Raw genomic sequence first — 6,313 nt, 5'->3', positions numbered from 1 at the left:
CTACGGCCTCCTCGCCGACCAAACCCTGGACCACGGCGCCAACGCAAGACTGTTCGTGCAGTTCTAAGCTGAGAAAAGGAGTACGCTCAGAAGTGTTGGGCAGCTATTAAAAACTGCCTGATCTGTTTGCCATTTTGCGTTAAGCTCGAACTGACGCGGTCTAGTTCTTCATTTGGCTCAAGGTTCTCCTTGTTGGAAACAGCTCGACGGCCTGACTGTGGGAGGAAAGTAAATTATCACTCTAAATAGAGAGATTTTCTTCGCTTTTCACCTCAAACAAAATTCATTCTCCCCGCGATAAAGACGAAATCGAAATTATAGTTCGATTTCATGATGGCTTAGCTAATTTGTGCTCAATCCTTGATAGAACCGCGCGAATGTCCGATTATGGCCCAATTTGTCTTAAATTTGGTCAAAATCTCTGTCTGATGTGCAGTGGTGTTGACCGCAGATATTAAAATGAGTTTCCAGGCCTATGATCTGCAGGAAAGGCGAGTATGATACTTTATTACTCGAGTTTTGGCCTCTATGTTGAAGTTTGCGATCCTCAGTATGATACTTTATTATTTGGAGCATATTTTGAGTTGGCGGATTTGTTCCAGTTTTCATACTAAGTAATAAAGTTCCATACTGAAACCGCCGGTATTATGCTTGCTTTGCGCGCAGTGACCGGCGGTTTTTTCATGGCAGGTAAGAGTAAAGCGTTTTCTGACGCCAAGTTTGCAAAGATGATCAAAGAGAGACGGGCAGCGGTAAGTATTCTGAATACAAGCCCTGGCTAACGGTTCGTGATTTGCCGTCTCTTGGAAGAGTACACCGCGTCTTCGGTTATAAGTCGAAGAGAACCCATCATCTGCTATCTGACTCGAACTTTCCGTGTTCCTGCTGCTTGAATGGCACAGTGAAGTTATTCAAATCCGCGAGCAGTTCCCCCTTGAAAGTGATGATACGCGCAAGCTCGCGCTCGAAGCCGGAATTAAGCATCCTAATCTAGCTGGCGTTGACAAAATCCACCTACGCGACGTCCGCTTAACGTTGTGAAGCTTCAGAGTCTGCGCCAGGTTAAGCGTCTTTGTTAGGTTTGGAACTACAAACTATGGCCGCCATCAACAGGCTCCAGCAGTTCGATCATGTTTCCAAATGGGTCATGGACCTTCTTGCGGTAGTGGCCGAAGAGGATTGTGTCATCCGTTACCGTGACAGACGCTGCCCGTAGCTTCTTCGCCAAAGCTGCCAGATCATCGACAACAAGTCCTGGGTGGCCAACTGTTACAGGCGCAAATGGTTCACTGCCGAGCAAATGCAAATTGACCGAGCCTGATGAGAACCAACAACCGGCGTGGCCACTCGCTTCTTGAGGGCGTTCTATTTCTTTAAACCCTAATAAGGTGCCATAAAACCGCCTTGCATCTTCAACGCCATCGGGTGGGATCGGCAGCGCGAAATGCTGCATGAGCAGTACCGTCATATTCAGATCCTTTGCGTCTGCATCCACAACGACCTTCTTATCAAACTACAATATGAGTTAGCTTTCTAAATTGGCGATAATTTAAACAAGTGTGAGCTGAAAAGCCAAGTGCGTACGAAGAGCTTGCTTGGCTCATCAACTTATGTGGTTATGGCTTTGTTGCACGGTCAAAAGAAAAGATTAACCCAGACATCTATGGAATGTCTGGGATACGTCGTCGTTCGTTTACCGGTTTGCGACTTGGCAAGCAGTAACCATCAAGACCAACAGTCATGTTTGCCGTCTAAGCACGCCGGACAGATGACCGCATATGATGATTGCTCAAATCAGATCAATATGCCTCGCAAGGCAGAAGCCACTCACATGGAACACTCCGCTCAGCCTCTCACTGCCGGTAACTAAGGTGCCCTTATAACCTCGCATGCGTTCATTTATAACATCAGGATCTCTCAACTCGAACACTTGATAAAGCTTTGACAAGTGCCAAGATCTCATCGGCAAAGTTATCAGCTTTTACTGGACGGTTATGGAAAACTGTTCGGTTGAGAAGTATTGCTGGGACGAGCTCTGCTAGCAGATCCAATTGAGGATGATCAGAACCCAATAACCTGGCAAAAAGCTGACGAAGTGGTTTATCGTCATATCGATCACGAATAGCGTCAGCAATACCCTTATCTTCCCTCAATGCTGAGATTACTCCGGGAAGTAAATCTGGCTTTGAAGCATAAAACTCAGTTTTCTCCCGAATAACAGATGCCAAATCCGCTGCGGCGTCATCACTGGAAGGAAGTGGAGGGTCAGGAAAAGCGCGAATAGCGTCAGTTACTAAGGCTTCTTTTGTTTCCCACCTTCGGTATATCGTACCGAGCCCGCTTCCGGCTTTTTCTGCCACATCCTGAACTCGAAGTTTATCAAATCCATGTTCGATAATTAACTCAGCCGTTGCAGCAAGAATAGCGTCGGTCCTGTTACGATCCCGCTTACGACCGCGGGTAAGCTCAGCTCGCTGGCCTGATCTCTTATGCATGAAGACTTCCTAATTACTGCAAAGGTTGATTTCCATGTCAAACTTCTATATCGCTTATTCGGTAATTAACAATTCCGGAATTATATATTTCCGAATGGGAGTGGCCATGAGTTCTAAAAAAGCTTCAATCATCAAGCAAGCGAGTATGGTGCTCAACACTTTCACACCACAACGAAGGAAACCTAATCCCGTCTATGCAATCCCTGAAGAAGACAAGCACATCTCAGGTAAGACAATTGTGTTTACGGGTGGAACTGATGGTATGGGGCGAGCCGCTGTTAGTACACTGCATAAGCTCGGGGCAAACCTGATCATCTTAGGTCGCAATGAAGAAAAAGGGATGGCAGTTGCACGCGAGCTAAATGCCGTTGATGGAGGGTTTGCGCAGTTTCTATCCTGTGATCTGGCATCAATGGAGAGCATTCGCTGTTGTGCTGAACGCATCATAGCCACTCACAAGCGCATAGACGTCCTAGTCAATTGCGCAGGTGCTCAAGTCCCAAAACGCACCATCACAGCAGATGGGTTGGAGAAGATGTGGGCGATTAATTATATTGGCCCCTTTTTGCTTACGAACCTTTTGCTAGAGCGTCTCAAAACCTCTGCGCCGTCAAGAATTGTGAATGTTTCCTCCGAAACGGAAGCACTAGGCCATATTAATTTTGAAGATCTCCAAACGAAACACGGCTTTGATGCGCTAAAACCCTATGCTCAGGCAAAGCTCGCGCTCAATGCGTTTACAGTTGAGCTGGCTGAGCAATTAGAAAGCTCAGGAGTCACTATAAACGCGCTTAATCCCGGCTTCATTCGTTCCAACTTGCTACGGGATCTAAAAGGCATTTCAGGTATTTTTCGGCTCATCATGCGCATTTTTGCCTCTCCACCGGAAGTAGGAGCTGATCGCATAGTAAGGCTCGCTATTTCGTCGCGATACAGCAGTGTAACTGGCACCTATACCGATGAAGACAAGATTTCTGAGCCCAATCCGGAAGCGAAAGACACAAGTATCAGAACAAAGCTTATGCAGATAAGTGATGTTTCAACGGCTAGATGGAGAGCATCTTTATCAGAAGCCTGCAAATGATCCGTCAATCTTTGCAGTGAAGTAGATGCAGAGATTAATTTTGTTATAATCTAGCAATATCTGCTGATATTTCCGCACTAAATTAGTAAAATTATAGTATAAGTCAAAATACATCATTTGTGCAAGATGTGTACATGAATATTGATAGTATGTGAATAGTGTATATCGTAATTCGATAATTTCAATTATCGGAAAAGATTCGCATGTCTACCAGATATAACTACAATAAATCTATATTAGTGGAAAAGGGAGATGCTCCTGCCCACTTTGATACTCCCTACACTCTTACCCCGAAGGATACTTTCTATGGGTCTTTGAAAAGAGGCGGAGATTCAGATTTTGTTGCGATTGTCCTTGAGGCGGGGGTTGAGTACACGATCTCCATGGACAGTGAGGGATCCAATGGGCCATCGGACACAAGTTTGGTCCTGTTCGATCCCAACTCCAGGCCTGTCGCGTCGGACACTGAAAATGGGAATGGTAGTAGATCCGAAGTCACTTTCACACCTGAGGAACGCGGCACCTATTATGTTTTGGCTACCATTGGTGCAGAGGGAAATTCTTTTGGAGACTATCAGCTTAGTATAACCGAGGAAGCTGGCTCTACTGAAGTGCCGGTAGATCCAGACGCTTTTTCAAATGACCAGATTGCACATCAGTTGACTGATGCATATTGGGGATATCGCCGAGCATTTGATGTGGAACCTGGAGAGGCGATCTCGGTCAATATTTCGGGTTTGACAGATACCGGCCAATACCTGGCAAAGAATGCTCTTGACGCATGGTCAATGATGACTGGCATCAATTTCGAATTTACAGATACCTATGCAAAGATAAACTTCGACGACAATTATGGCGGAGCTTATGCAAGCTCCAACACCTTTTATGGTGAAATTGAGCGATCATTCGTCAATGTTAGCGCGGACTGGGTTGATCGATATGGAGCGGACTTAAACTCGTACTCCTGTCAGACATATATTCACGAAATCGGACATGCGCTGGGGCTGGGACATGCCGGCCATTACAACGGAGATGCTACATTCGGCGTAGACAATCATTACTCCAATGATTCCTGGCAAGCGACAGTCATGTCATATTTTAGTCAGCAGGGAAACACGAACATCGATGCCAGTTATGCGTATGTGGTCACGCCTATGATCGCCGACATTCTTGCTATGCAAGATCTTTATGGAACGGCAGGTAACTTGCGTACTGACGACACCATCTATGGCGAAAACTCCAATGCTGGAGGATATTACGATGATATCGCTGGCATGGTTCCGGTGACCTTCACCATTCTGGATGATGGTGGCAACGATAGCATCAACTTCAGCTCTGTGACTAGTGATCAGCGGATTTCTCTTGTCGAGGAAACCTATTCAGATGTTCAGGGCTTGAAGGGCAATCTTGCCATTATGCGTGGAACCGTGATTGAAAACGCATATACCGGTTCAGGGGATGACGAACTGATTGGCAACGACGCTCACAACAAGCTTTTTGCAAATGGAGGTCACGATCTGCTGGATGGCGGGCGTGGCAATGACTGGCTCTATGGCGGCAGCGGGATAGATCAGCTCAAAGGTGGCAAAGGCAAGGACAGGCTTTACGGCGAAGATGGTCGCGATACTCTGGATGGAGGAGTGGGCAACGATAGGCTCTACGGTGGGAAAGGCGATGATAACCTGCTTGGAGGCAATGGAAACGATCGTTTAGATGGCGGCATAGGCAATGACGAGCTTGATGGTGGAAAGGGGAGTGACCTCCTAACAGGAGGCATCGGTGATGACATACTTTCCGGAGGCAAAGGCAAAGACACTTTCATCTTTGCGGCTAACTCTGGAGATGACAGGATTACCGACTTTTCGAGCGGGCTAGATGTCATCAAATTTATTAAGAATAGCGTCACCAGTCTTGAAGAACTCACTATTTTGGCTTCAGAGGATGGCGCGCTCATTTCCTACCAAGGTGGTTCCATCGTGTTGTCCGATATCGGTGCCGATCTAATCAGCGCTGATGACTTTATGTTCGTGTAAATAAAGTGTGCTCCAAGCGCTTGTTCTTCTTACAATTCTCTTGGGGCACAGTTCAACGTCAGGCTGTTATGCATAGAGTGCGACAACATCCGAGGAGCTACTGTCATTTCTTCGCTATTTTTGAGCAGATGAAGAGAGAAAACAGCTGGCTGCACGAGAGCTTCCGAGGTTAACGCAAAGCATTCAGGTAAAGTCGCCCACTCCAAACGCCAGGGCCCGGTAGCCTGTTCAAATTCCTGCTGCATGGCGTCAGTCATTAAACTTGCGCGGGATCGTAGCATCTTTGCTGTAGTCAAAATTAGCTCACAAGATATAGGATTGTGTTTTGAGGCATGGTGCTGGATGCCCCTCTATGAGGACCATAAGGCTCTGAAACTTCACCGAACTCATTTGTAGCCATGATTGAAATGTCGCATGCAATTTTTGACAGTCCACCCATTATTAATGCAAGCAGTTTGGAGGTGCCTTAAGCTCTTAGAAACTGTCTTATTCACCAAAATCCCCATTACATGCGTCATGTGTCAGTATAGATACCGATAATTGGCTGTGCCTTATAACAGCAATTCTTACTTGATTACATTAGTCATCACATTCCCTTATGTAGTTAGTGAAGTGATCTATCTGTAACCAACTAAAAACAGAACGCACCTTAAAATGCGATTGGCGGCAACAAGAACGGAATGGCAGATTGCAAATCTTAA

General features: G+C 46.2%; 5 protein-coding genes. 2 read left to right on the top strand and 3 right to left on the bottom strand.

Annotated features, from left to right (window positions below):
• Nucleotides 1-1,087 precede the first annotated feature (1,087 nt).
• Both PsW74_RS15575 and PsW74_RS15570 read right to left on the bottom strand, forming a co-directional pair.
• Complete coding sequence (locus PsW74_RS15575) at nt 1,088-1,468, bottom strand: VOC family protein (protein WP_153041709.1); 381 nt, start codon at nt 1,466-1,468, stop codon at nt 1,088-1,090.
• Nucleotides 1,469-1,907: 439 nt separating this feature from the next.
• Nucleotides 1,908-2,495, bottom strand: a complete 588-nt coding sequence (locus PsW74_RS15570) for a TetR/AcrR family transcriptional regulator (protein WP_063288867.1) — start codon at nt 2,493-2,495, stop codon at nt 1,908-1,910.
• A gap of 34 nt (nt 2,496-2,529) precedes the next feature.
• On the opposite strand from PsW74_RS15570, the gene PsW74_RS15565 reads away from it, so the two are divergent.
• Complete coding sequence (locus PsW74_RS15565; RefSeq protein ID WP_063288866.1) at nt 2,530-3,579, top strand: SDR family NAD(P)-dependent oxidoreductase; 1,050 nt, start codon at nt 2,530-2,532, stop codon at nt 3,577-3,579.
• 203 nt (nt 3,580-3,782) lie between these two features.
• On the top strand, nt 3,783-5,612 hold the full coding sequence (locus PsW74_RS15560; RefSeq protein WP_063288865.1) for a M10 family metallopeptidase C-terminal domain-containing protein: 1,830 nt from the start codon (nt 3,783-3,785) through the stop codon (nt 5,610-5,612).
• Between the two features lie 298 nt (nt 5,613-5,910).
• Here the strand turns inward: PsW74_RS15560 and PsW74_RS29785 are convergent, their stop codons facing one another.
• On the bottom strand, nt 5,911-6,012 hold the full coding sequence (locus PsW74_RS29785) for a hypothetical protein (protein WP_244271757.1): 102 nt from the start codon (nt 6,010-6,012) through the stop codon (nt 5,911-5,913).
• Nucleotides 6,013-6,313: the final 301 nt, after the last annotated feature.

Origin of the sequence: Pseudovibrio sp. W74 (assembly GCF_001623085.1) — a bacterium.
Lineage (GTDB): Bacteria > Pseudomonadota > Alphaproteobacteria > Rhizobiales > Stappiaceae > Pseudovibrio.
Note: the sequence above shows the minus strand (reverse complement) of the source record. Positions and strands in the feature narration are given on the sequence as shown.

What these genes read in the sequence shown, in the direction of transcription:
- PsW74_RS15570 (WP_063288867.1), bottom strand. Translation starts at nt 2,495, where the DNA reads ATGCATAAGAGATCAGGCCAGCGAGCTGAGCTTACCCGCGGTCGTAAG.
- PsW74_RS15560 (WP_063288865.1), top strand. Translation starts at nt 3,783, where the DNA reads ATGTCTACCAGATATAACTACAATAAATCTATATTAGTGGAAAAGGGA.
- PsW74_RS29785 (WP_244271757.1), bottom strand. Translation starts at nt 6,012, where the DNA reads ATGGCTACAAATGAGTTCGGTGAAGTTTCAGAGCCTTATGGTCCTCAT.
- PsW74_RS15565 (WP_063288866.1), top strand. Translation starts at nt 2,530, where the DNA reads ATGTCAAACTTCTATATCGCTTATTCGGTAATTAACAATTCCGGAATT.
- PsW74_RS15575 (WP_153041709.1), bottom strand. Translation starts at nt 1,468, where the DNA reads ATGACGGTACTGCTCATGCAGCATTTCGCGCTGCCGATCCCACCCGAT.